The 23,401-nt window shown below is 56.2% G+C and carries 18 protein-coding genes; 7 read left to right on the top strand and 11 right to left on the bottom strand.

Annotated elements, in window-relative coordinates; translation table 11 throughout:
- Window positions 1-79: 79 nt before the first annotated feature.
- From ABID47_RS20465 to ABID47_RS20445, 5 genes are all read right to left on the bottom strand, one after another.
- Window positions 80-3,172 (bottom strand): DEAD/DEAH box helicase, encoded by a 3,093-nt coding sequence (locus ABID47_RS20465; RefSeq protein WP_354499444.1) that lies wholly within the window; start codon window positions 3,170-3,172, stop codon window positions 80-82.
- 374 nt (window positions 3,173-3,546) lie between these two features.
- A complete protein-coding gene (locus ABID47_RS20460; RefSeq protein WP_354499442.1) occupies window positions 3,547-5,997 on the bottom strand; it encodes a glycoside hydrolase family 31 protein in 2,451 nt (816 codons plus the stop codon).
- An 87-nt stretch (window positions 5,998-6,084) separates the two neighbouring features.
- Entirely contained in the window at window positions 6,085-7,371 is a 1,287-nt protein-coding gene (locus tag ABID47_RS20455) for an ABC transporter substrate-binding protein (protein WP_354499440.1), read from the bottom strand.
- Between the two features lie 172 nt (window positions 7,372-7,543).
- Window positions 7,544-8,380: a carbohydrate ABC transporter permease gene (locus tag ABID47_RS20450; protein ID WP_354499438.1), complete on the bottom strand. Its 837-nt coding sequence runs from the start codon at window positions 8,378-8,380 to the stop codon at window positions 7,544-7,546.
- Window positions 8,380-9,261, bottom strand: a complete 882-nt coding sequence (locus tag ABID47_RS20445) for a carbohydrate ABC transporter permease (RefSeq protein ID WP_076172854.1) — start codon at window positions 9,259-9,261, stop codon at window positions 8,380-8,382. Before ABID47_RS20445 ends, ABID47_RS20450 begins: the two co-directional genes overlap by 1 nt.
- 140 nt (window positions 9,262-9,401) lie before the next feature.
- Between ABID47_RS20445 and ABID47_RS20440 the strand changes: the two genes are divergently transcribed.
- Both ABID47_RS20440 and ABID47_RS20435 read left to right on the top strand, forming a co-directional pair.
- A complete protein-coding gene (locus tag ABID47_RS20440; RefSeq protein ID WP_354499436.1) occupies window positions 9,402-11,273 on the top strand; it encodes a cache domain-containing sensor histidine kinase in 1,872 nt (623 codons plus the stop codon).
- Window positions 11,274-11,278: 5 nt separating this feature from the next.
- On the top strand, window positions 11,279-12,907 hold the full coding sequence (locus ABID47_RS20435; RefSeq protein WP_354499434.1) for a response regulator: 1,629 nt from the start codon (window positions 11,279-11,281) through the stop codon (window positions 12,905-12,907).
- 12 nt (window positions 12,908-12,919) lie between these two features.
- On the opposite strand, the gene ABID47_RS20430 is transcribed toward ABID47_RS20435, so the two are convergent.
- The 3 genes from ABID47_RS20430 to ABID47_RS20420 all read right to left on the bottom strand — a co-directional run bounded on the left by ABID47_RS20430 (window position 12,920) and on the right by ABID47_RS20420 (window position 16,033).
- Complete coding sequence (locus ABID47_RS20430; RefSeq protein WP_354499432.1) at window positions 12,920-14,191, bottom strand: ABC transporter substrate-binding protein; 1,272 nt, start codon at window positions 14,189-14,191, stop codon at window positions 12,920-12,922.
- Between the two features lie 58 nt (window positions 14,192-14,249).
- Window positions 14,250-15,035, bottom strand: coding sequence for a carbohydrate ABC transporter permease (locus ABID47_RS20425; protein ID WP_076172973.1), 786 nt, complete (start codon window positions 15,033-15,035; stop codon window positions 14,250-14,252).
- A gap of 116 nt (window positions 15,036-15,151) precedes the next feature.
- Window positions 15,152-16,033: a carbohydrate ABC transporter permease gene (locus ABID47_RS20420; RefSeq protein ID WP_116232741.1), complete on the bottom strand. Its 882-nt coding sequence runs from the start codon at window positions 16,031-16,033 to the stop codon at window positions 15,152-15,154.
- 161 nt (window positions 16,034-16,194) lie between these two features.
- On the opposite strand from ABID47_RS20420, the gene ABID47_RS20415 reads away from it, so the two are divergent.
- Window positions 16,195-16,956 carry a tryptophan-rich sensory protein gene (locus ABID47_RS20415; RefSeq protein ID WP_145026791.1) on the top strand — a complete coding sequence of 254 codons (762 nt, stop codon included), beginning with the start codon at window positions 16,195-16,197 and terminating at the stop codon, window positions 16,954-16,956.
- Window positions 16,957-17,172: 216 nt separating this feature from the next.
- Here ABID47_RS20415 and ABID47_RS20410 read toward each other — a convergent pair whose 3' ends face one another.
- The 3 genes from ABID47_RS20410 to ABID47_RS20400 all read right to left on the bottom strand — a co-directional run bounded on the left by ABID47_RS20410 (window position 17,173) and on the right by ABID47_RS20400 (window position 19,806).
- A complete protein-coding gene (locus tag ABID47_RS20410; protein ID WP_105445662.1) occupies window positions 17,173-17,553 on the bottom strand; it encodes a RidA family protein in 381 nt (126 codons plus the stop codon).
- A 177-nt stretch (window positions 17,554-17,730) separates the two neighbouring features.
- Window positions 17,731-19,236, bottom strand: a complete 1,506-nt coding sequence (locus ABID47_RS20405) for an ATP-binding protein (RefSeq protein WP_354499429.1) — start codon at window positions 19,234-19,236, stop codon at window positions 17,731-17,733.
- A gap of 366 nt (window positions 19,237-19,602) precedes the next feature.
- Window positions 19,603-19,806: a CsbD family protein gene (locus ABID47_RS20400; protein ID WP_105445664.1), complete on the bottom strand. Its 204-nt coding sequence runs from the start codon at window positions 19,804-19,806 to the stop codon at window positions 19,603-19,605.
- A 300-nt stretch (window positions 19,807-20,106) separates the two neighbouring features.
- Between ABID47_RS20400 and ABID47_RS20395 the strand changes: the two genes are divergently transcribed.
- The 4 genes from ABID47_RS20395 to ABID47_RS20380 all read left to right on the top strand — a co-directional run bounded on the left by ABID47_RS20395 (window position 20,107) and on the right by ABID47_RS20380 (window position 23,322).
- Window positions 20,107-20,514 (top strand): GntR family transcriptional regulator, encoded by a 408-nt coding sequence (locus tag ABID47_RS20395; protein ID WP_116232745.1) that lies wholly within the window; start codon window positions 20,107-20,109, stop codon window positions 20,512-20,514.
- The gene (locus tag ABID47_RS20390) at window positions 20,511-21,224 is read left to right on the top strand and encodes an ABC transporter ATP-binding protein (protein WP_076172844.1); all 714 of its coding nucleotides are present in this window, start codon (window positions 20,511-20,513) and stop codon (window positions 21,222-21,224) included. Before ABID47_RS20395 ends, ABID47_RS20390 begins: the two co-directional genes overlap by 4 nt.
- Window positions 21,224-21,994, top strand: coding sequence for an ABC-2 transporter permease (locus tag ABID47_RS20385; protein WP_354499426.1), 771 nt, complete (start codon window positions 21,224-21,226; stop codon window positions 21,992-21,994). Before ABID47_RS20390 ends, ABID47_RS20385 begins: the two co-directional genes overlap by 1 nt.
- A gap of 353 nt (window positions 21,995-22,347) precedes the next feature.
- Window positions 22,348-23,322 (top strand): ABC transporter ATP-binding protein, encoded by a 975-nt coding sequence (locus ABID47_RS20380; RefSeq protein WP_354499424.1) that lies wholly within the window; start codon window positions 22,348-22,350, stop codon window positions 23,320-23,322.
- Window positions 23,323-23,401 lie beyond the last annotated feature (79 nt).

The following is a 23,401-nucleotide window of genomic DNA, read 5'->3' as shown; positions in this document are numbered from 1 at the left end:
GCCCCCAAAAAATCAGAAGCGTCGAATTAACATGATAGCCGCAGCCTGCTTAAGGAAGCCCTAAGCCGCCGGTTTACATTTACATCCAGTCTTCCCCTTGCAGCATGATCAATTCCTTCAGCTCGTGATCCGACATCTCGGTCAGCCACGTTTCTCCCGAACCGACGACCTGCTCGGAGAGCGACTTTTTATGCTCGATCAGCTCGTCGATCCGCTCCTCGAGCGTCCCTTGGCAGATCAGCTTGTGAACCTGCACGTTTTTCTGCTGTCCGATCCGGAATACCCGGTCCGTCGCCTGATTCTCCACCGCCGGATTCCACCACCGGTCATAATGCAGCACATGATTGGCCCGGGTCAGATTCAGACCGACGCCTCCCGCCTTCAGCGACAGTACGAAGAAGGACGGGCCTTCGCCCTCCTGAAAGGCCATGACCATGTCGTCGCGCTCCTGTTTGGACACGCCGCCGTGAAGGAAGAAAGGCGCCCTGCCGTAACGCTCCTTCAGCCTGGACACCAGAAGATGCCCCATCGCCACGTATTGCGTGAAGATGAGCGCTGACTCCTGATTTTCCCGGATGTTGTCAAGCAGATCGAAGAGCCGCTCCATTTTCCCGGAAGACTCGGCTTTGGCGCCCCGCACGTCCTCCCTGCCGAGCAGAAGCGGCGAGTCGCAAATCTGCTTCAGCTTCGTCAGCGAGGACAGCACCAGCCCTTTCCGGGCGATCCCCGTCTGCTGTCCGATCTGGCCCATCATCTGGTCCACGACCGATTGGTACATCGCTCCCTGCACTTCGGTCAGCGTGCAGTAAGATTTGATTTCCAGCTTTTCCGGCAAATCCTTGCGGATGTCGGGATCGCTCTTCAGGCGTCTCATCATGAAGGGCGATACAAGCTTATGCAGCTCCTGCAGCTTCCCTGGCGCGACCTCCCCTGTCGTGTACCGCTGCCGGAACGATGTGGAAGAACCGAGATAACCCGGATTGAGGAATTGGAAAATCGACCACAGCTCGCCGAGACGGTTCTCCACCGGCGTCCCGGTCATCGCGATGCGGTGAGGCGCCGACAGCTTCATGACGCTCTGCGCCTGCTTGGTCCGGTAGTTCTTAATGTACTGGGCTTCGTCCAGCACGACGGTGGACCACAGCACCGAGGCCAGGTCGGAGCCGTCCCTTCCGGCCAAATGGTAGGTTGTCAGCACGACGTCATGCCGAAGCGCCTGCTCCAAAAATTCATCCCCATGAAGGCGGCGGTTGCCGTGATGAATGTACAGCTCGAGCCCGGGGGCAAAGCGCTGCATTTCGCGCTGCCAGTTGCCGAGCAGCGAGGTCGGACACACAATCAGCACGGGAGGATTCCCTTCCTTGTGCTGCTCCAGCAGACAGGTAATCACCTGCACCGTCTTCCCGAGGCCCATGTCATCGGCCAGGCAGACGCCGAAGCCCATGTCCCGCATCGCCGCCAGCCATTGGTAGCCCCGCTCCTGATAAGGGCGGAGTACGCCGTGCAGTGAAGCGGGAACCGGGCGGACAGGCACCTTCTTCGGCCCCTCCTCGCCAAGAAGGGACTGCAGGTAGCCCATCGTCTCCAGCTCCAGCACCGGAATGCCCTTCCAGGTGCGTTCACCGTCTTCTCCTGCACTGAGATGCATCCAGTCGGACATGTTCATTTCGCCTTCGTCATGCTTCTTGATATAGCGCAGCACCTGGCGGATTTCCTTCAAATCCAGCTCGATCCATTCCCCGCGGAATTTCACGTACGGCAGGGTCGACTCGGCCAGCTCGGCCAATTCCTCCCGGGTGAGGGTGTGGCCCTCAAGGGCGGCTTCCACCCGGAAGGAGACAAGCTGCTCCAGGCCGATCACCGGATGGCCGGGCGCGCCTCCGCCTGCATTTTCCGCCAGCATCTTCAGCGACAATCCCACACGGCGGCGCCCCTTCCGGCTCCACCGGGAGGGCATCTGGACCGTGATTCCGGCTTTCGTCAGCTTCGGAACCGAGAGGCGGACAAAGGCGATCATTTCCTCCGTAGTGAGTTCAAGGCTCTCCGGAGCCGGGCTCCTCAGCGCTTCAGCCAGTTCCGGGGACAGCCTCGACGCATCGCCGAGCGCACGGAGCATTTGCTCCTTCACATTCGGAAAGACGCGGCCGCGGCGGCTGATATCCCGTTCCTGATACGACCAGATGGCCCGGATGGGAATCCATGCCCCGAACTCATCCTGAAACTCAGCCCAGAACGAGACGCACCAGCGTTCCTCTTCCTCGGTATGGCAGGGCTCGAGCCGCAGTCCCAGCTGCATCCGGCCCTGTGCCGCAGCATCCCCGTTTTCCACGGCCGGGATCGAGGTCCCCCCCGTCTCTCCAACCGCGGACGCCAGCTCCTCCATCTCTTCCGTGCTCCCTTGAACCGGGATCATCCGGCTGGCGGTCAGGGTACTGTTCCACCACAGCTCCGCCACCGGGGAATATCCTCTCCGGTAATCTGCATGGTAGCGGGAAAATTTGCTCTCGTTCTCACGGATCACTTCCCGTACCTGTGCATGGATCATGGCGCCCATAAACGAGTGCAGCAAAAATGCCCCCGCTTCCTCCTTGGTCATCGCATCCCTGCCGGATAGCGCCGGTACTCCAAGCGCCACAGGCGGCATCGCCGCCGCCAGCTGCAGGAACCGCTCCGCGTCCTGCGGCTGGTTCAGGCTCGGCTTCCATTCCGCTGTCAGCGCCTGCTCGCCCGATTTGCGGCGGGTGCCGTTTGTCGGCACAGGGGCCGTACCCGGCGCGATACTGCCGCGCAGCATCAGCTCCAGGGCGAACCGGGCCGCCTGGGCCCAGTACCCCATCTCCGCCCCGGGCTCCATTCCCGCCTGCCGGATATAAGGCTCATCCCATGCGAGAAGCAGGCTGAAGGCGTCTGCGGCGCTCAGGGCAAGTCCCTCCAGCGTTCTGCCCATGAGCTGGCGCCGTTCCCCCCGGCGGCTCGTACGCTGAGCCGCATGCGCGGACGGGTACTTGAGTTCGGCCAGCCTGAGCGCAGCCTGGGCAAAAGGGCGTGTCCCGTCCGTCAGCATCAGCTGCTTGACCACTTTGCTCCATGCATCCACTCTCGGTTCGGACATCTCTCCTGAAAAACAAAAAAACACATCGCCAAGCCATACGCCATAAAGCGGTTGATTCATGGTAGTCTCCTGTCGTATCCGTAATTACACATATACTTCCATCTTATACGAAAACGCATGAATTTAAAAACGAGATCCGGGTCTTTTTTAGGCATTTTTCACTATTTTTTATGCTTTTTGCCCACCATGGGGCCACCTGCCCTCTGCCTGACCTGATCATGCAGCATCAGAGTAAAAGCGTCTCATTGATGAGCATTCAACGAAGCCGGACCGCATTTAACACCGTTTTTGTGGAAATACCAGGAAGCCTACTCTCGGAAAATTAAATTTTCTTATATCTAAAAAAACTAAAAAAGCCGGAAACCGTCCCGGGAGCACTAATCTCCCTGAACCGGTTCCGGCTTGAATCCACCATAGATCTGTATATAGGCTGATCAGGCGGAGATTACCGCCCACTGTCCGCCTTCGGGCAGATCCTGGACCTGAATGATCAGGTCGCCGCTCTGGCCATCGACGGCCCAGCCGAGCGCCCCCTGCTCCATTTGCTCAAGCGTCACCTGCCCGAGCCCTTCGACTTCAGCCGGGCGGAGCTTCGGCCGGCGCAGCACGAAGCGGAGGTGTTCGCGATTCGCTTCATACTGCCGATGCGGGTAAGCATACGACAGGACAAGCCGGCCTTGCTCGGCCCGCACCTTCAGCTCCAGCTCACTGTAAGCTCCGACTTCGTACCCGTAGCTCACCCCGTCATCCTCATACAGGCGGTAAGAAGCCGCAAAGTCACCTTCCGCTTCCGCGCCGTACACATGGAACGTTAACGCATCATCCGCTCCGTCTTCGGCATGCAGCTTCAGCGGGCCTTCCGCAATCACACTGCCCTTCTTCACGTAGATCGGCATAACGGACAGCGGGCTGTGGGCCAGGATATACCGCTCGCCTTCATGCGCTTCGCCCGTCCAGTAGTCCAGCCAAGTCCCTTCGGGCAGGTATACGGCACGATGGTCGGTGTCCGGACGATAGACCGGCGCGATCAGCACGTTATCGCCGAGCAGGAATTGATCGCACAGATTCGTTACGTTCGGATCGTGCGGATACTCCAGAATGAGCGGGCGAATGACCGGCAGCCCGGTCACGGCCGCCTCATGGAACAGGTTGTACAGCTGCGGCATCCAGCGATATCGCAGACCAATGTACTCCCGCAGGATAGCTTCGGCCTCTTCCCCGAACGACCACGGCTCCTGCCGCACCGTTTCGAGCGCCGAGTGGTTCCGGCAGTACGGGAAGAAGACGCCCATCTGCGTCCAGCGGATCAGAAGCTCCGCGGAGGTATGGTGGGCGAAGCCGCCGATGTCCGGACCCGCGAACGCCAGGCCGGAGAGCCCCATGTTCAGCACCATCGGCATGGCCATGGCCATATGCTCCCAGAAGCTGCGGTTGTCTCCCGTCCAGACGGCCGCATACCGCTGGATGCCCGCATACCCGGCGCGGGTCAGCACAAACGGACGGCGGCGGTCCAGCTGCTCATTCAACCCTTCAAAGGTCGATTTGGACATGAGCAGGCCGTAGATGTTGTGCAGCTCCTCATGCGTCAGCGGCTTGCCGTTGTTGCGGTGCATCACGTCCAGATCCATCGTCTTCGATTCGTTGAACACCGCCGGTTCGTTCATGTCGTTCCAGATGCCCTCGATGCCGAGTTCAGTATAGAAGGCATGCTGATCCGCCCACCACTTCGCTGTGCGGTCGTCGGTGAAATCCGGGAAGGCGCTTGTCCCCGGCCATACTTCGCCGAAGAACAGTTCCCCCTCCAGTTTCCTGCAGAAGTGGTCCTCCCGGATCCCTTCCTGATAAATCGGGTATTTCGCATCCTTCTTGACGCCGGGATCCACAATCGGCACGATCCGGATCCCCATCTCCCTCAGCTCGCGGATCATGCCTGCCGGATCCGGAAACCGCACCGGATCGAACGTAAACACCCGGTATTCGTCCATATAATGAATATCCAAATAAATGACGTCGCACGGAATCTGCTTCGCCCGGAACGTCCGGCCGAGCTCCAGCACCTCCTGCTGGTTCATGTAACTGTAACGGGACTGATGATATCCGATCGCCCATTTCGGCGGCAGGTTGATCCGCCCGGTCAGAGCGGTGTAACGCTTGACGACATCCTTCAGCTCCGGCCCGTTGATGAAGTACAGGTCGTAGCTTCCTGTCGTGCAGCTGACCGTGAAGGCGACTCCATGGCTGCGCATGTCGAAATCCGAGCGTCCCGGATTATCGAGGAACAGTCCGCAGCTGATGCCGCCGTGCATATGAATCAGCAGCGGAATCGACTCGTACAGCGCCTCGATTTCCGGCATATGCGGTGCGTAAACGTCGGTGTTCCAGTTCGTGTACCGCTCGCCGCGTTTATCGAGGAAGCTCGATTTCTCCCCGAGTCCGTAGAAATGGGAATCCTGCGGCATGTCGTACACGCCGAAGGCCGATCCGTCCGGGCTGAAGGTGATGCTCTTCTGCTCAGCCAGCACGGTTCCTGCCAGGTCCCTGACGGTCATGGACAATCCCAGCTTGTCCAGCGTCACTTCCAGCGACGCCGTGCGGAACCGGACGCCCCCTTCCGTCTCCTCCTGCTGTGCCTGAACCTCGCCCCCTGCCGCAGCGGCCGGATCGATGGCGACCGTAGTCGACATTTCCGGATCATTTCCGAGGAAATATTTAATGCGCAGCATGTCGTCCGTGACAAATTCCACGGCCGCTCCCCCGCGTTCCGTTCGTACCCAGTAGGTTCCTTCTCTTTTTTCCACGCCGGTATAGATACCCAGGTTCTCCCAAGCCTCCTGCACAATGACAGGTCCGTCTTTATCCGGCCGGATTGCTTCGCTGCCCTCCATATCCTGCTTCCCTCCTCTAAGATGAAGAGGCTCCCTTTCATTGGTTCAAAAGGAAGCCTCCAGGTCATTCGTATGCTGCTTAAGCTATTATTTTTTCAAATTATCCCACGTTTTTTGGAAGTCCTCGAACAGCTTGGCCTTGTCGGTCTTGCCGGCGATATACCCCTGCATGCTTGCGCCAAATTCGTTCCAAGCGCCTTCCGGGAATCTCGCGAACTGCCAGCTCAGCAGCTTGTTCTCTTTGCTGTATTTCAGCACTTCCGCGCCGAGCGCTCCCAGATCCTCTTCAGTGGCGTTAATGCTCTTGAAGGCCGGAATGAATTTGAATTCCTTGGTGATATAGTTTTTGCCCTCATCGGAGGTGACGAGCCAGTTCAGGAATTCCTTCGCGTCATCCTTCACCTTGGAGTTTTTGTTGATGACCCAGTTGTTCGGCACGCCAACGAGCAGCTTGTCGTTCTCCTCCGCGTTGTCGTTGATCGGCATCGGCAGGATCCCGATATTCATGTTCGGCGTGATGCCATCGATCTGCACCTGCGTCCAGTTGCCCTGCTGCGTCATAGCCGCCTGTCCGTTCGCAAACATCGTCATTTCCGTGTTGTAGTCGGTCGTCAGCGGATTTTTGTTGCCGTATTTCAGCGTCAGGTCAAACAGATTCATGAACTGGTCCATTTGCTCGTTGCCGGCAAACTTGGCCGTTCCGTTGTTGAGGCCCTCAATGTAAGCGCCCGGATCCTTCTGATGGGCAAAAGCCACGTTCAGCGAGTGCTGGCCGAGAATCCATCCTTCCTGGTATCCGTTGACGAACGGGGTGATGCCCGCGTCTTGAAGCTTTTTGGCGGCTGCCTCAAGCTCGGTTAACGTCTTCGGAATATCGGTAATGCCCGCCTTTTTGAACAAGTCTTTATTGTAGACAAAGCCGTAGCCTTCCAGGTTCATCGGCATGCCGTACACTTTGCCGTCCTTGGAGATTTGGTCCTTGGCGACATCTACCATATCGCCGACCCATTTTTCACCCGACAGGTCTTCCAGCTTGGCCTGCCACGTATCCAGATCGGTATAACCGCCTACGTTGAAAATATCCGGCTCCTCGCCCGATGCGAATTTCGCCTTCAGCGCCGCACCGTAATCCGAACCGCCGCCTACCGTCTGAATGTCAAGCTTCACACCAGGATGGCTGGCTTCATAGTCGGCTTTCAGCTTGTTAAGCGCCTCGGCGATCTCCACCTTGAATTGGAAAATGTGAATCGTCTTGGTGCCGCCGCTGCCGCCGCTCGCGCCTTCGGCGCTTTTATCTGTTTTGGAGCCGCAGCCGGCCAGTACTACGGAAAGGGCCAGCACGGAAGCCAGCGCCATTTTTGTCCGTTTTTTCATGATCAAGAATCCTCCCTTTTGTTCTTGCATATCAAGTGGAATGCTTCATTAAAAAGTTCTCTGATTGAAATCGCTTACTCCCTCATTATAGGGAACAGCCTGCCCCCCCCGGCACTTACGATATTGATCAAACAGGGGGACGGGATTGACCTGTTGTTCGCAGCTGAAGGATTCAGCCTTTGACCGCTCCCTGCGTAATGCCTTCGACGATGTATTTTTGCATAGCCAGGAAAAAGACGATGACCGGCAGAATGCCCAAGACGAGCGCCGGCAGGGCCAGATCCCACTGCTTTGTGAACTGTCCGAAGAAGGCGAAGGTCGCGATCGGAATCGTCCGCAGGTCCGGGCTTTGGAGCACCAGCGACGGCAGCAGGTAATCGTTCCAGATCCAGAGCGTGTTCAGAATGATGACGGTAACGAACATTGGCTTCATCAGCGGAACGACGATCCGGAAGAACGTGCCGTAAATATTCGTTCCGTCCACCGTAGCGGCTTCCTCGATTTCCAGCGGAATCGATTTGACGAAACCGTGGAACAGGAATACCGTCATCGGCACCCCGAAGCCGAGGTAACAGGCGATCAGTCCCGGAATGCTGTTCATCAAGCCCAGCGAACTGGTGACTTTGACAAGCGGAATCATGATGGATTGGAACGGGATGACCATGGCAGCCACGAAAATCATAAACAGAAAGCGGTTGAACCGCGTATTGTGACGCACCATCCGGTACGAGGCCATGGCGCTGAACAGCGCCAGCAGCACGTTGCTGACCACGGTAATGACCAGCGAGTTCCACAGCGCCGACGGGAAGTTGGTAATGTCCCAGGCCCGGCTGTAATTGTGCCACTCAAAGGTTTTCGGCCAGCTGGCGGAGTTCGTCAGCAGGTCGCCAAACGTTTTCACCGAGTTAACGAACAGAAAGTAGAACGGAACCAGGAAGAGCAGCGCAACCAGCACCATAATGATCTCGGTGACGAGCGTCCCCCAGCGGTATTGTTTGGATGCTTCCATTACGATTCGACCTCCTTGCTTTTCGTGATTTTAACCTGAAGGCTGGTAATGATGGCAACCACGACGAAGAAGATGATCGCTTTGGCGGTTCCAAGCCCGTAACGGTTGTTCTGGAATGCTTCATTATAAATGTTGAGCGCCACCGATTCCGTCGAGCGGAACGGTCCGCCCTTCGTCAGCGACAGGTTCAGGTCAAACATCTTGAACGACCAGGAAATGGCAAGGAACAGACAGACCGTAACGGCAGGCATCACCAGCGGCACGATGACCGATTTCAGAATTTGCAGCTTGCTGGCCCCGTCGATTTCGGCCGCTTCCAGAATATCTTTAGGGATATTATTGATCGAAGAAATGTAAATGACCATCAGGTAGCCCGCGGTTTGCCAGACGAACACGATAACGATGCCCCAGAAGGCGGTCGTTTCATCCCCCAGCCAAGGCAGGTTGAAGAAGTGCCAGCCGGTAGCGCTGCCGAGCGCCGAGAAACCCTTTACAAAGATAAACTGCCAAATAAAACCAAGCAGCAGCCCGCCGATCACGTTCGGCATAAAGAAAATCGTCCGCAGCACATTGCGCGACTTCAATGGCTTGGTCAGGAAATAGGCAAGGAAAAATCCGAGCACATTGGTTACAATAATGCCGATGACCGTGAACCTTACCGTAAACCAGAAAGCCTTCCCAAAATCGGGATCATTGGTTATGATTTGTTTGAAATTGTCGAATCCGACCCAGGTGACGTCGCCGGATACCCCGTTCCAGTCGGTAAAGGAATAATATAAGCCCAGCAGGAACGGAACGACAATGATGATGAGAAAAAAAATCGTGGATGGCCCCACGAATATCAGCTGCTGGAGCAGCCCGGATGACTTTTGGCGATTCATCCTGATCTCCCCTTTACGATTCGTATATGACTATTTCAGTATGAGGGAAGCGGTTCTTCAATAACACGGAGGATCGTGAACCGTTAGGGGGAAAATATTGATATGACATACCTCACGCACCCCGAAAGAGTGGTGTTTCCATGAAATTCCGCAGCATCCGTTCGCGGCTGATTCTGTTTATGCTGCTGGCGACGACCGTCCCGCTGCTGCTCTCCATTACGATCACATACATCCATACCAAGGAGACGATCAAAGAGCAGGCGCTCGAAGAGAACCGGAACCTGATCTACCAGGGCAAGGTCAATTTGACCAACTATCTGAATAGCATCAACCAGGCTTCGCTCACCCTGTACACGGACGCCAACTTCCTGCGCAATCTGCGGAAAATCCCGGACGATTACCGGGCGGTGGCCGAAGTATACACGTCCTTGCAAAATATTTTGAATACGGTGCACGGCATCGAGCGGATTTACCTGCACGCCACCCAGTCCGGCCAATCCACCTTGGTTACGCCTGCGATCTACCCGAAGCGGGAGTACCGGACCGAGCCCTACATTTCGACCCAAGGGTATGAAAAATATACGACGGCGATCGAGCCGACCCATAAAAGCCATGACTATGGTTTTCCCCCGTCTCCGACCTCCTACTCGGACAAAATGGTCTTCACCTTCCACCGGTCCATCACCAATGTGCCGTCGGAGAAAGTGCTGGCCCTGCTGGCGATCGACGTCAGCCTGGATTCGGTGGCGGATATTACCGAGCAGCTGTTCAACAAGGACAAGGAGCAGCTGCTGGTCGTTGACCAGGGCGGCACCGTCGTCTATTCCGGGCGGGACAGCCAGCTCGGCACCCAGATCACGGACAAGGAACTGCTGGCGCGGATCAAGGGAACGCAGACCGAGGGCTTTTTCGAAAGCGGCGGCGCCATGAACGTATTCGAGAAGATGCAGACGCCTTATACCGAATGGACGATTATTAAAAGAATTCCGAACAGCACGCTGTATGAGCGCGCGCGACAGCTGACCCAGATCAACGCCGCCATTGCGGTCATCGCCCTGGGAATCATCATCTTTGGCACGCTGTTCATCTCGATCCGGATCACCGAGCCGATCAAGAGGCTGACCAGCTACATGAACCGGATTCAATCCGGCCAGCTCGACGTCGACATATCCTGGAACCGGCAGGACGAGACGGGCATCATGTTCACCCGCTTCAGGCAGATGATGGATACGATCAACAACCTGATTCTGCGGGAATACCGGCTGGAGCTGGCGAACAAGACCAATCAGCTCAAAGCGCTGCAGGCCCAGATCAACCCCCATTTTCTGTACAACACCCTGCAGTCGATCGGAACACTGGCGCTGCAAAATAACGTTCCGCGGATTTATGCCCTGCTCTCTTCCCTTGCCAAAATTATGCGCTACAGCATGCGCAACAACGATGTGCTGGTGACGCTGAGAGACGAGGCAGATCACGTCCGGCTCTATCTGGAACTGCAGAAGGAACGCTTCGGGGACCAGCTCGTCTACACGCTGGATCTGGCGCCGGATACGCTGGATGTGTCCATGCCGAAAATGATTCTTCAGCCGCTGATCGAAAATTACTTCAAGCACGGTATGGATCACGAAGGCCGCCAGGGCATGGTTCGCATCGAAAGCCATATGCGGGAAGACGGCGTGCTGCAAATCAGGATTGAAAATAACGGCAGCCGGATCGAGCCGGAGAAGCTTGCCACGCTGCAGGAACAGCTGGCTGGCCGGGGAACCGGCGAACTGGAGGACGAATGGGCAGGCGATAACGGAGAAATCGGCGTGCGCAACGTCCTGCTCCGTCTGCAGCTGTATACGCCGCATGACGTCGGCATGCGGATCGAAAACCTTGAGCCGTATGGAGTCCGTATTTCCTTGGAAATCGATACAGAAGATATGCAAGATATGCACACCGGAGAAAATAAAACGGCTGAAGCCCGCACAGGGGCCGGGCCGGGGGAAGTTCATACAGAGGAGAATTGACAGCCATGAAAGTGTTAATTGTAGACGATGAGAAGCATGTCCGGGAAGCCATCAAGCTGCTCGGGGAATGGGAGCGCCATGGCATTACGGACATTCTGGAAGCGGCCGACGGGAAGTTAGCGACGGAGATGATCGAGGAGCACGCTCCCCAGATCGTGATGACGGATATGCGCATGCCGCGCATGGACGGCACCCAGCTGATGGAATGGCTGAGCGGAAGCCATTCCGGGATCAAGACGATCGTCATCAGCGGTTATGACGATTTCGATTTGGTCCGCCATGCCATCCGCCACGGCGGGATGGACTACATCCTGAAGCCGGTGGACCCCGCCGCCTTGAACGAGGCGCTCGCCAAAGCCGTGGCGGCCTGCCGGGAGGAGGAGCTGAAGCGGCGGCAGAGCAGCCGCCAGAGCATCGAGATGAACCGGATGCGGCCGCATTATGCCGACAAGCTGCTGTCCGACCTGATCGGCGGGCACGGGCGCCGGGAGGAGATCCTTCAGCAGCTGCGGGAGGAATACGGCCTGCCGGAGCAAATCGACCGCTGCGCCGCGGCGGTCATCAGCACGGCGCAGCTGGACGACGAGCTGCTGGAGAAGTTTGCCCGTATGAAGCAGCTGCTCTATTTTACGCTGACGAACATCGGCAACGAGCTGCTGTCGGCCAAACGGAAAGGGTTCGCCTTCCATCATCTGGCGAACCCCGAAGAAATCGTGCTGCTCCTATGGGATGACTCCATGCCGATGTCCTCCCTGCTGGAGGACATCCACCGCGGCATCGACGCCACCCTGCACCGCAGCGTGCATATCGGCGCCGGGTCCTTCCAGCCGTTCCCGGAGGGCCTCGCCAGCTCTTATCAGGAGGCGCACCGGGCGCTCTGGCAGCGCAGCCTGCAGGACCCCGCCGCCTGGCTGCATACGCTTAGCGCCGCCGGCCCGGCAGCTCCGCGGCCCCTGCGCCTGAGCGCGCATGAGGAGCAGTTCCGCCTGGCGGCGCTCAGCGGCAGCCGCGAGCAGATCAGCGCCGCCGTGGACGGCTGGATGCAGGCCGTCCGGCAGCTCGATCGGGTGACGCCCGAGCAGCTGGTGCAGTGGAACGCGGAGTGGGACTGGATGCTGAAGCAGTGGATGGATCAGGGCGCCGAAGCAGCGGCGCCAAGTCCCGACAAGGACGCCCTGCTGGAGCTGCCCCGCTCCCTTCCGCTCGACAAGCATGGGCGGCTGTCCTATGACCTGTGGACTTCCCAATACGAAGGGCGGCTGACCGCAGCCAGCCGCATTTTGACACAGAAGCACTCGCGGGAGAACCATATCATCCACGACATTGCCGCATACCTGGAAAGCCATTATGCCGAGGATATTTCCCTGCAGGAAATGGCTGCGCGCTTTTTTCTCAGCCGGGAATACATCTCCAGACGCTTCAAGCAGGAATTCCATGTAAACCTATCCGACTTTCTCGCCCGGATCCGGATTGAGAAGGCCAAGCTGCTGCTGCACAATCCGCAGCTGCGCATCTCCCAGATTGCCGAAATGGTCGGTTATCAGGACGAAAAATATTTCAGCAAGGTGTTCAAGAAGCAGGAAGGCCGCACGCCCAACGAGTTCCGGAAGGACCTCGCGGCTCAGACGCACTGAGCCCGGCGGTCATTAGCGGACGCTCAGGTTGTCCCAGTTCTGCTGGAATTGCTCAAACATCTCCTGCTTCGTGATTTTGCCGCCGATGTACCCCTGCATGGCCGCGGCGAATTCGGGCTGCATGCCGAACGGGAACCGGAACCAGTTCCAGGTCAGCGTCTTGCCTTCGTCGGTGTACTTCTGCACTTCCATGCCCAGCTGTCCCAGGTCTTCGTCCGTACCTTTAATGGACTTGAAGGCCGGAATGAATTTGAACTCCTTCGTAATGTACTTCTTCCCGGTATCCGAGGTCACCAGCCAGTTCAGAAACTCCTTGGCCTCCTCCTTGACCGGCGAATCCTTATAAATAACCCAGTTGTTCGGCACGCCGACGTACAGCTTGTCCCCCAGCTGCGGATCGTCATTGATCGGCATCGGCAGGATGCCCAGGTTCAGCTTCGGGTTGATGCCGTCAATCTGCACCTGGGTCCAGTTCCCCTGCTGCATCATGGCGGCTTCCCCGCTGGCGAACATCGTGACCTGGGTGTTGTAGTCCGTCGTAAGCGGACCTGGATTGCCATATTTCAGCGTCAGGTCGAACAGGTTCGACCACTGCTTCACGACTTCGTTGTCCGCGAACGTTTCCGTCTTGTCGTTCAGATGCTGGATAAAAGCGCCAGGGTCCTTCTGGTCGGCAAAAGCCACGTTGATGTTATGGTTGCCGAGCACGAAATTTTCCTGATACCCGTTGGCAAACGGGGTAATGCCGGCGGCCTTCAGCTTCTTGCACGCTTCCTCAAGCTCGCTGAGCGTGGTCGGACGCTGTGTGATGCCCGCCTTCTTGAACAAATCCTTGTTATAAATGAAGCCGTACCCTTCCAGGTTCATCGGCTGCCCGTACAGCTTGCCGTCCTTGGTCATCGGCTCTTTGGCGATGTCCTTCACATCCTTGACCCAAGGCTGATCGGACAAGTCCTCCAAATATTCCTGCCACATGTCCATTTCGGCATACCCGCCGATGTTGAAGATGTCCGGCTCTTTCGAGGCTGCGAATTTAGCCCGGAGCGAGGCGCCGTAATCACTGCCCCCACCGACGGTCTGAATGTCCAGCTTGATCCCCGGATGGGACTGCTCATACTCCGCTTTTAGTTTATTTAATGCATCCGCGATTTCCACTTTGAACTGAAAAATATGAATGGTCTTGACCCCGCCACTGCCACTTCCGCTGCCGCATCCGACCAGCAGGGCGAACGAGGCCAGCAGCACGCCAAGGCGGGCTCCAACGGCATAGGCCTTTTTCTTCATGCCGCATAACCTCCTTTATGGAATATACTTGGGCTGCCGGGACGGACTGGGGCTGGGTTCAGCCCTTCACCGATCCCTGGGCGATGCCTTCGATAATGTACTTCTGCATGGCCAGGAAGAAGATGACGATCGGCGTAATGCCGAGCACCAGCGCGGGCAGGGCCAGATCCCACTGCTTCGTAAACTGGCCGAAGAACGCATAGGTCGCAATCGGGATCGTCTGCCGCGACGGGCTCTGCAGAATGAGCGACGGCATCAGGTAATCGTTCCAGATCCACAGCGCGTTCAGGATGATGACGGTGACGATGATCGGCTGCATCAAGGGCAGGACGATGCGAAAAAAAATGCCGTACGTGGAGCAGCCGTCCACCCGGCCTGCCTCCTCGATTTCCCGCGGCACCGATTTGACGAAGCCGTGGAACAGAAATACGGACAGCGGCGCGCCAAATCCGAGGTAGCAGATGATCAGCCCGGTTCTCGTGTCCATGAGGCCGAGCGTGCTGACGACCTTAACGAGCGGGATCATGATCGATTGGAACGGAATGACCATCGCGGCGACAAACGCAGCGAACAGCAGCCGGTTGAACACCGTGTCCCTGCGCACCATCCGGTACGCCGCCATCGAGCTGATCAAGGCCAGCAGCACGTTGCTGATAACCGCGATCAGCAGGGAATTGCCGAACACTTTCGGGAAGGCGGTAATTTTCCACGCCTGTGCATAGTTGTTCCATAGAAAGGCATGCGGCCAGCCCGCAGAGTTGGTCAGAATATCGCCGAAGGACTTGACCGAGTTGACGAGCAGAAAGTAGAACGGCACGAGGAACACCAGGGCCAGCAGAATCATCAGCAGTTCAAGGATCAGCCGTTTGGCGCGATACCCGCGGCTTGTGCTTGCGCCGGCTCTTGGGCTTGGACCTCGTTTGGTGCCTGTGTTGGTGCCTGTATTGGTGCTTGTGTGCATCATACTTCCACCTCCTTGCGCTTCGTGGCGCGCACTTGAAGGATCGAAATCAAAGCCACGACGATAAAGAAGATAATCGCTTTCGCCGAGCCCATGCCGAAGCGGCTGATGTTAAACGCCTCATTGTAAATGTTCAGCGCGACGGATTCGGTTGACTTGAACGGACCGCCCTTGGTGAGCGACAGATTCAGGTCAAAGAGCTTGAACGACCAGGAAATGGCGAGGAACAGACAGACCGTCACGGCCGGCATGACCAGCGGAACGGTGATCTTCCGGAGAACCTGTCCCCTGGATGCACCATCGATTTGAGCGGCCTCAATAAGGCTTTTCGGCACATTGTTCAGCGAGGAAATGTAGATGACCATCAAATAGCCGGCGTTCTGCCAGACAAAGACGATGACGACCGCCCAGAAGGCCGTCGCCTCGGTGCCGAGCCAGGGCAGCTTGAAGAAGGAGAGCCCGGTGGCCGCACCGACAGAAGAAAACCCTTTCACGAAGATGAACTGCCAGATAAATCCGAGCAGCAGCCCCCCGATAACATGAGGCACAAAAAATACGGTCCGCAGCGCATTTCGCGTCAGCAGCGACCGCGTCAGCACATAGGCGAGAATAAAACCGAGCACATTGGTTAGGATGACTCCAAGTACGGTAAATTTGACGGTAAACCAGAACGAATTCAGAAACGCCGGGTCTTCCGTGAAAATGTGGATATAATTGCGGAAGCCGACCCAGCCCGCATGCCTCGACACCCCGTTCCAGTCGGTAAACGAATAATACAGTCCTAAAAGAAAGGGAACGACAACAATGACGAGGAAGCACAGGGCCGACGGTCCGACAAAAATGAGCTGCTGCAGCAGCTGAGACGATTTTTTCGAGTTCATGCCCTCACTCCTTACACTTTCATGGTTTTTCATTTAATTACCTATATCGACAAGGATTGAATCTGCATCATTTTGTTCTTTTTGGGACAAATTCGGGTATATTTGTAGGGGAAAGGCCGCTTTGCGGCAAGCCGTAGACATCACTTCAGGAGGCTGGTACGATGCTTAGAAGCAATCCGTATAAATGGTGGAACTGGCTCGCGTTCGTCGCCGCGATGGTGGTCAACGCGCTGGCCAATACTGCTGTGCTCGGGGGAAAAACGACAGGGGAAATATCGGACCAATACCCAACCATGATCACGCCCGAAGGGTATGCTTTTACCATTTGGTCCTTAATTTATGTACTGCTGCTTGGCTTTCTTCTCTATCAAAGCGGACGGGTCACCGAAACCCGGGATTCGGTCCGGTCCATCGGTCCGTGGTTTATCATCTCCTGCGTGCTGAACATCGCGTGGCTGCTCTTGTGGCAGTATGAATATATCGAGCTGTCGCTCGTCGCCATGGTCCTGCTGCTGCTCTCGCTGTTTGTCATCTATCGGCGGACGCGCAGCATCTATTATCCGACATCCGGAGAGATGTGGCTGATCAAGCTTCCCTTCAGCCTGTATTTCGGCTGGCTTAGCGTAGCCGTCATTCTTAATATCGCAATCGTGCTGAAAAAGAACGGTTGGAACGGCTTCGGATTGAGCGAGCTGGTGTGGGCCGTGGTTTTCCTGCTCGCCGGTGCACTGGTCGCCATTCTGGTCAGCTACCCATACCGGGACAGCATCTATCCGCTGGTCTTCGTATGGGGCTATGTCGCCATAGCCCTGGAGCAGCAGGATCAGGTGGAGCGGGCGTTTATAGCCGCACTCATCCTGGCGATCATTCTGTTCGTCTATGCCATCTATCTATTCTTCGCCCGGAGCCGGGATCGGGACTGAATGTTACCCGCAAAGCGCGGCCTCGGCTTCGGCGTATATCCGGTATTTTGCGGGGAGACCCGAAAATCACCCCACAAAGTGGAGACTCTACTCAGGCGTATATCAGATACTTTGCGGGGAGCCCCGAGATATGAACAACACAAAAAAGCCGGGCTTTGCAAACGGGGCGGCGCCTCGGGCAAAGTCCGGCTTTCTATAGGATATGTAGCTTCCGATCTATTTAACGGCGGCAATCGTCTCGATTTCCACCAAGCCGTCTTTCGGCAAGCGTGCGACCTCAACCGCACTGCGCGCAGGGTAAGGCTGGGTGAAGAAAGAGCTGTAAATCTCGTTGACCGCGGCAAAATCGTTCATGTCTTTCAGGAACACGGTCGTCTTGACCACTTGATCCAGGCTGCTCCCTGCTGCTTCAAGAATCGCCTTCACGTTGTTCAGAGCCAGGCGGGCCTGCTCCTGAACGCCGCTGCCGAACTCACCGGTCGCTGGGTCGAGCCCCAATTGTCCCGATGTGAAAATAAAGTCGCCGACCTGAACGGCCTGGCTGTAAGGTCCGATCGCTCCTGGCGCGGACTCGGTCGAAATCACCTTTTTACTCATGGAAGTCACCCTTTCGTCTTCGTACTATCCTTCTCATTGTAAACAGAGGTAGGCCAAGTTGCAATACGGCACCGCGCTGCTCCAGGCGTGCGGCTGCCTCGATTGCAAGCTGCCCGTCACCCACCTTCTCCCTGGGCTCCAAGGACCGCTCAGCGTATATGAGCAGCGGAAGGACGGTTATTCCAGGCCCGGAACCGTTCCGGGTCGTCCCGGAAGCAGCGCCTTCTGCTCCACTCCGCCGACGGATGGGGTGATTTCCAGGGTGGCACATTCCTCCGCTTCGTTGGCCAGCGGCAAATAGAGCGAGAAACAGCTGCCCCTCCCCACTTTGCTCTCCAGCCGGATAAACCCACCCAGCAGATGCGCCAGGTCCCGGCTGATTGAGAGCCCGAGACCCGTCCCGCCGTACTTCCGGCTGATGGAGCCGTCCGCCTGGGCGAACGCTTCAAAGATCCGCCGCTGCTGCGGCGGCGAAATGCCGATACCGGTATCTTGAACGTCGAACACGATCCATGAGCCCGCAAGCTTTCCCTCCGGGTTATGCTCCGCACGGATGACGAGGCTCACCTTTCCCTGATGGGTAAACTTGAACGCATTAGACAGCAAATTTTTTAAAATCTGCTGCACCCGGCTCGGATCGGTCCGGAACGTTTCCGGAAGCGAGGGGTCCAGCTTGATGGAGAAGCCGACGTTTTCTTTTTGGGCGACCAGTTCAAAATGCATTTGCAGCAGCTGCGGAATTTCGCTGATATTCATCTCTTCATGCATGATTTCCAGCCGACCGGCCTCCACCTTCGACAAGTCCAGAATGTCGTTGATGATGCGCAGCAGCTCATGGCCCGACTGGTGAATAATTTCACCGTACTCGGCCATTTCCTCCTTGGTGCGGCTGTCGTCATTGTCGCTGATCAGCTCGGCAAAATTGATGATGCTGTTCAAGGGAGTGCGCAGCTCATGGGACATGTTCGCCAGAAACTCCGTTTTGTAGCGCGAGGACCTCGCCAGCTCTTTGGCCCGTTCCTCCAGCACGCGCTTGGCCTGATGCAGCTCTTCGGCCTGGGCCGACAGCAGCACGTTGCTTTGTTTGAGCTGGATGGTGCGGGCTGCTTCAAGCTGGAAATCGCGGAGGATCAAAGAAAAGATCAAACTCAGCAAGAGGGTGAGCGGAAGCGTGGCCGGCATGATCGTTTCAAAATAATGAGCGGCAGGAATAACGCCTAAAAATGCAATATCGATACAATTCAGTACGTTCAAGACCACAATGGCCAGGAAGCCGCGGGTCACAAGACTGAACCCCCTGCGTCTCATCCAAATATTGAGCAGTGCCGCCGCAGCGCCCAAAATGCACAGATTGAACAAACCGGCGACCGAGGCCTCGTTCACGCCGAACGTAAGGCGCGCGAATCCGATGCCGATGCCGATAATGGCCAGCGTCACCGGCTCTGCGTAAATAACCGTCGCAATGATGAGGGGGATGATCCGGAGATCGAATATCACATTTTCGCTAAGCTTGTATCCGAAAACCATGCTCAGCCATCCGCAAAAGATGATCAGCAGCACCGAGCAGGTGTATTTCACAAGTTTAGGGGCACGGGCAAGTCCATATTTGTAGACCAGATTGGCCAAGTAGGCAGCCGCTATGAGCAGGGCTGTGTTACCAAGAAATATTTTGCAAAAATCCATGTACTCACTCCTGAAGATGGATATTAGCCGTGCTCTCATATCATATCATGGCAGATCCATATATCCAGAATTTATATAAAACGATGCCGGGCTAACCGTGATTACCGCGGCAGCCCGCCGAAGCTGGGGGATTCTGGCTGATGTTGCGGCCCATACCGGGTAAATGGGGGAACCTTCTTGTGGGTAAACCGGTCAGACCTTTGAGGTAAGTCTATGGCGGATAGCGTGCTTGAAGTCATCCAGGTGAGGTCAGGTCGTACTTGGGTAGTGTAGATGAACACCCGAAAGAAGCGCAGCGCTCCCCGGTTGCCGGAGATTCGCTGCGCCTTTTGTTATTTCCACATGCCGGCCGCAGGACGAAGAGTCCTACAACTGACGCGAACGCGTCCAGTCATGGTACTCTTTTTCCGCGGCGTCCTTGGTATGACCATAGCGCTCCTGAAGCTTGCCGATCAGCTTGTCCTTTTCGCCGTCGATTTTATCCAAATCGTCATCCGTCAGCTCGCCCCACTGCTTTTTGGCTTCGCCTTTCAGTTGATTCCATTTTCCCTTGAATACGTTATGATCCATGAGGATCAACTCCTCTCGGTATAAGTTTGTTGGTCGGCGGAACCTATCCGCTCCGCCTGTAGTTCTTTATTACCCGCAGGAACGCGGGCTGAATCCATCGAGCACCAGCAATGCTGCCCCAGTCTTCATAGCCATCAACCGGTGCGAAAAAGATTTTAACCAAAATATTGATCGCCTATTGCATTAGGTGTATTAAGTGATATAATACACTTAAATCACATAAGTGACCTGAACGTTTGCGCTTATGCCGAGAAGGAAAGCTGTGCTTCCAGACCAGCAGAGCTTTTAGGAGGGAAGGCCATGGAAGACCAACAGGTTGGCCCGCTGCGGTTCCACATCGACTTCAGCCAACCTTTATATGAACAAATTCTGGATCAGGTGCGCAGCGCCATTGCCAAAGGAGAGATTGGATTGGGAGACAAGATGCCTTCTGTGCGCGAGCTGGCTCAAGAGCTTCGGGTGAACCCGAACACCGTCATGCGGGCTTATCAGGAGCTTGAACGGGACGGACTTACCGAGAAACGGCGGGGTCAAGGAACCTTCGTCACCTCTTCCCCGGAGCATGTCCGGTCGTTCCGAACGGCGCTCGCGGCCAAATATATCGACAGCTTTATGGATCAAATGGAACGCCTCGGACTAACCTGGAACGATATCCAGTCCTATATTGAACAAAAATACGACGCGGAGGAAGGAGGAACAACGCGATGACAGCACCGATACTGCGATGCGAACAAGTAAGCAAGGCCTATGGGAAGAAGCAGGCGCTAAACGGGCTGAACATTACCGTTCCCGAGGGGCGGATCACCGGTATTCTGGGCCCGAATGGCTGCGGCAAATCCACGTTATTCCGGATGCTTACCGGCCTCGTCCGGCCAGACCGGGGCACCGTGGAAGTGCTCGGCTCGAAGCCCGGCTGGGAAACCAACCGCCACATCGCCTACCTCCCCGACCGGGCCCGCTGGTATCCGAACCATACGGTGCGGCAGGCGTTCGAATGGGGTGAGTCCTTCCTGCCTCGCTTCTCGATGGAACAGGCCATCCGCCTGGCGGATTATATGGATGTTGAACTGGATGCGAGAATCGGCGGAATGAGCAAGGGCCAGGAAGCCCGGGTTATGCTGATTCTGTGCCTTGCCCGGGAAGTGTCCCTCATTATTCTCGACGAGCCTTTTACCGGCATCGACGTCATGTCGCGGGAGGCGATTGTGGCCGGCATCATCGACTACCTCGAGGACAGCGGTCAGTCTGTCCTGATCAGCACCCATGATATTCAGGAGGTTGAAGGGTTGTTCGATTACACGGTCATGATGAAGCAGGGTCAGGCGATCTGGTCAGGCGACACCGAAAGCTTGAGGGCGGAATACGGTTCACTGCGCGATGTATTCCGTAAAATGTACGCAAAGGAGTGGCAGCGTTGATGTCATCAGGCACGTTTATGGACCTTGTCCAGCATGAGTTTATGGTGCGGGGCAGCTGGAGAAAAAAGAATCGCGTCCGCTTATCCAGAAGCTGGTGTGTCGCCTATATCCTGATTGTTGCCGCAGCGGTGGTCATCGTCACCACTTATCTGGCGGCACGCAACGACCTGGAACTGAGCAGCTTCTGGTATATGACGCTGGCGTTCCCTTACTGGATCTTCTTCCTGGGATACGGCGCTGTAAAAAGAGAATGGTCCAACGATACGTACGGCTGGTGGCTGACGCTCCCGATCCCGAGATTTCGCCTTATTGCCGCCAAATGGCTCGGTAACTGCCTGAAGGTATGGATCGCAATGATCGCCATTTATATCGCCCTCTCGGCGTACGTACTTATTCTGACCTCGACCATCGATCATTACACCTACGACATGGCCGTCTCCTTTATGATTACGGGCATTAACTGGCTGACCGTTGTCGCCGGCCTGACCCCATTCATCATAGCCGCAGGCATGCTGACCATTAGCGTCATGTACAGCACCGCCAAGCCGCTGACGCCGCTGCTCTGGATTCTATTTATGGGAGGCTTCAGCATTGTATACTCCAATTTGAACGAGTATTTGCTTCCTGAAGGCCGGCTGGAAACCGCAGGACCAGTCACGTTCTTCCCCTTCCCATGGGAGCTTCCGGCAATCATCATCGGCAGCTGGGCGGTAGCCTATGGCCTGATCCGGGCGGTGACATACGTCATGGATAATAAGCTGGATCTGTAGCAAGTTCAAAACGCTTTTCTTCTATAAACTTAACGGGATATTCAACGTGGCCGCCGGAAGCCTTTCGTTCATCCGCGCGAGCCGGTACTACCGGCGGCCCGTCTATTTTTACAAACATGCCGCTTCACAAAACTTAAGCCGATGCTTCCGATGCTAGTTTTGCTGCGACGATTTTATTTCAAGGTTATGCTTCACAAAACTTAAAGCTTATGCTTCCGGTGCCAGTTTTGCTGCGACGATTTTACTTTGAGGTTATGCTTCACAAAACTTAAGCTGATGCTTCCGATGCCAGTTTTGCTGCGACGATTTTGCTTTGAGGTTATGCTTCACAAAACTTTTAGGAGGTTGTCCCTATGATCCAAACGACGACTCGCAACAACACCGAATCCAATCATACTTCTTATAACAACGGTTATATGCTAGAGGTTTCCCAGCTCCGCAAATCCTATCCGAAGAAACAGGCGCTTCAGGACGTGAGCTTCTCTCTGAAAGCCGGCACTTCGTTTGGCTTCCTCGGACCGAACGGCGCGGGAAAGTCCACCACGATGAAAATTTTGACCGGCATTGTCCAGGCCGACAGCGGCTCCGTCCGGCTGCTCGGCAAGGAGGCGACCAAAAATCCGGACGCCGTATCGAAATATATCGGCTACGTCCCGCAGGAAATTACGCTGTACGATAAGCTGTCCGCTTACGACAATCTGGAGTTTTTCGGTGAGGCTTACGGCGTTCGGGGCAAAATGCTGAAGCAGCGCATCCATGAGGTGCTGAGCCAGACCGGTCTGCTGGACCGGGCCAAAGAGGAAGTCGGCACGTTCTCGGGAGGCATGAAGCGCCGGATTAACATCGCCGCCGCGCTCCTCCACCGTCCCAAGCTGCTGATTCTCGACGAGCCGACGGTTGGGATCGATCCGCAGTCGCGGAACCACATCTTCGAAATGATCCGCGACCTGAACCGCGAAGGCGTGACAATCATCTACTCCACCCACTACATGGAGGAAGTCGAAGCGCTGTGCGATGAAGTGGCCATTATGGATCAGGGCACGATCAAGGCGATGGGCCCGCTCGGGGAACTGCTGGAGAATTACGGACAGAAGGCCATTTACGTGGAAATTGCAGGAGCCCATCACCTGCCGGAAGACCCGGATGTAACCGCAGTCCGCAAGGAAGGCTCCGGATACATTCTGGAAACGGAAAATCTGCACGGCGTGATGCAGCGTTTGCTTCGCCTCGCATCCCAGCACAGCTGGGACGTGAAGCAGATGGAAATCGTCCGTCCCTCGCTGGAGAACGTATTCCTGCGGGTAACCGGTACCGCGCTCCGGGATTAATTCTTTCACAAGCTTCCCTCTCACTCATTAAGGTGATAGATCGTTCATCGTATGAAACAAACAAAGAAATTAACAAGCA

The sequence above is a fragment of the Paenibacillus favisporus genome (genome assembly GCF_040545415.1).
Classification (GTDB): domain Bacteria; phylum Bacillota; class Bacilli; order Paenibacillales; family Paenibacillaceae; genus Paenibacillus_AQ; species Paenibacillus_AQ favisporus.
The sequence above is the reverse complement of the archived record's forward strand: the minus strand, read 5'-3'. Positions and strand labels throughout refer to the sequence as shown.

Excerpts from the sequence above, each read along its gene's own strand:
- ABID47_RS20425 (WP_076172973.1), bottom strand. The coding sequence starts at position 15,035 with ATGATTCTGCTGGCCCTGGTGTTCCTCGTGCCGTTCTACTTTCTGCTC.
- ABID47_RS20430 (WP_354499432.1), bottom strand. The coding sequence starts at position 14,191 with ATGAAGAAAAAGGCCTATGCCGTTGGAGCCCGCCTTGGCGTGCTGCTG.
- ABID47_RS20450 (WP_354499438.1), bottom strand. The coding sequence starts at position 8,380 with ATGGAAGCATCCAAACAATACCGCTGGGGGACGCTCGTCACCGAGATC.
- ABID47_RS20435 (WP_354499434.1), top strand. The coding sequence starts at position 11,279 with ATGAAAGTGTTAATTGTAGACGATGAGAAGCATGTCCGGGAAGCCATC.
- ABID47_RS20465 (WP_354499444.1), bottom strand. The coding sequence starts at position 3,172 with ATGAATCAACCGCTTTATGGCGTATGGCTTGGCGATGTGTTTTTTTGT.
- ABID47_RS20455 (WP_354499440.1), bottom strand. The coding sequence starts at position 7,371 with ATGAAAAAACGGACAAAAATGGCGCTGGCTTCCGTGCTGGCCCTTTCC.
- ABID47_RS20415 (WP_145026791.1), top strand. The coding sequence starts at position 16,195 with ATGCTTAGAAGCAATCCGTATAAATGGTGGAACTGGCTCGCGTTCGTC.
- ABID47_RS20410 (WP_105445662.1), bottom strand. The coding sequence starts at position 17,553 with ATGAGTAAAAAGGTGATTTCGACCGAGTCCGCGCCAGGAGCGATCGGA.
- ABID47_RS20395 (WP_116232745.1), top strand. The coding sequence starts at position 20,107 with ATGGAAGACCAACAGGTTGGCCCGCTGCGGTTCCACATCGACTTCAGC.
- ABID47_RS20460 (WP_354499442.1), bottom strand. The coding sequence starts at position 5,997 with ATGGAGGGCAGCGAAGCAATCCGGCCGGATAAAGACGGACCTGTCATT.
- ABID47_RS20445 (WP_076172854.1), bottom strand. The coding sequence starts at position 9,261 with ATGAATCGCCAAAAGTCATCCGGGCTGCTCCAGCAGCTGATATTCGTG.
- ABID47_RS20385 (WP_354499426.1), top strand. The coding sequence starts at position 21,224 with ATGTCATCAGGCACGTTTATGGACCTTGTCCAGCATGAGTTTATGGTG.
- ABID47_RS20400 (WP_105445664.1), bottom strand. The coding sequence starts at position 19,806 with ATGGATCATAACGTATTCAAGGGAAAATGGAATCAACTGAAAGGCGAA.
- ABID47_RS20420 (WP_116232741.1), bottom strand. The coding sequence starts at position 16,033 with ATGAACTCGAAAAAATCGTCTCAGCTGCTGCAGCAGCTCATTTTTGTC.
- ABID47_RS20390 (WP_076172844.1), top strand. The coding sequence starts at position 20,511 with ATGACAGCACCGATACTGCGATGCGAACAAGTAAGCAAGGCCTATGGG.
- ABID47_RS20440 (WP_354499436.1), top strand. The coding sequence starts at position 9,402 with ATGAAATTCCGCAGCATCCGTTCGCGGCTGATTCTGTTTATGCTGCTG.
- ABID47_RS20380 (WP_354499424.1), top strand. The coding sequence starts at position 22,348 with ATGATCCAAACGACGACTCGCAACAACACCGAATCCAATCATACTTCT.
- ABID47_RS20405 (WP_354499429.1), bottom strand. The coding sequence starts at position 19,236 with ATGGATTTTTGCAAAATATTTCTTGGTAACACAGCCCTGCTCATAGCG.